The organism is Tenacibaculum sp. M1.3A (assembly GCF_057732375.1).
On the sequence record NZ_JBYJEF010000022.1, the window covers coordinates 1 to 1,141 of the forward strand.

Below are 1,141 nucleotides of genomic sequence, written 5' to 3' on the forward strand. Positions count from 1 at the left end.
TTTACAAATTTACCAACAGGATCATATACGATAACAGCAACACACCCAGTAACAGGTTGTGTGTTTACAAAAACGTATACAGTAGGTACAGAACCAGACTTTACGGTAATCGCAAACAATCCGCAAGCAACCTGTTTCGGAGATAATGGCGGAAGTATTGACGTGAGTTTTGATGGTAGTACAACGTATGGAGGAGTTTATGACTACGAAGTATTTAATCAAGATACGACAACAACAGGTATTACAGGAACAGGAATAAGCGGAGCAACAACCCAAACTATTACAGGTTTATTAGCAGGTATCTATTATGTAGAAATTACAATGACTGATACACCTTTCTGTATAGAGCGAACAAATGAGTTTACAATAACAGAGCCTACGGCAGCAATTACTGTAACAGGAGTTGTAGACCCAGGAGTAAGTTGTACAGGAGTTGCCGATGCAACAATTACAGCAACAGGAGCAGACGGTTTTGGCGGATACACGTATCAGTTAGAAGATTCAGGAACTAATGTAGCAGTAGTAGGTTATGATTTTGCAACCAACGGAACAAACAATGTGTTTACAGGTTTAGCAGCAGGAAATTATACGATACGAGTACGAGATGTAAACGATTGTGAAGGAACATCAGCAGCAGTAATAGTTGCCGATCCAATAGCAGTAAGTTTTACAGCAGTTGATACAGACAATGCTTGTGATACCAATGTTGGTGGAAGTATTTTAGTAACAGCAGCAGGCGGAACAGGAAATTATACATACGTATTAACCAACAGTGGCGGAACAGAAATTTCAAACACAGGTGTTATTGCAACAACTACGCATACGTTTAGTAATTTAACTGCAGATACTTATACAGTAAGTGTAACCGATTCAAATGGATGTGCGCAACAAGCACCAGTAGATGTAATAATCAGTGAAAACTTAATTTTCACGTTAGATGAAACCAAGAACTTAACATGTGATGCAACACCAGCTGCAGAAGTTGTTATAGCGCTAGCATCAGGTTCAGGAACATATACGTATGAAATTACAGGACCAAGTGCAACGGTTGCATCAGGAACTGCTTTTACAAGTCCGTTAACTTTTAATCCAACAGTGGTAGGAACGTATACGGTAATAATAACAGATACCGCATCATAAC

General features: G+C 39.2%; 1 pseudogene. It reads left to right on the top strand.

The annotated features are described in order from the left end of the window. Positions 1-1,140: pseudogene (locus AC28QF_RS13860) on the top strand (hypothetical protein); the annotation flags it as partial. Position 1,141: the final 1 nt, after the last annotated feature.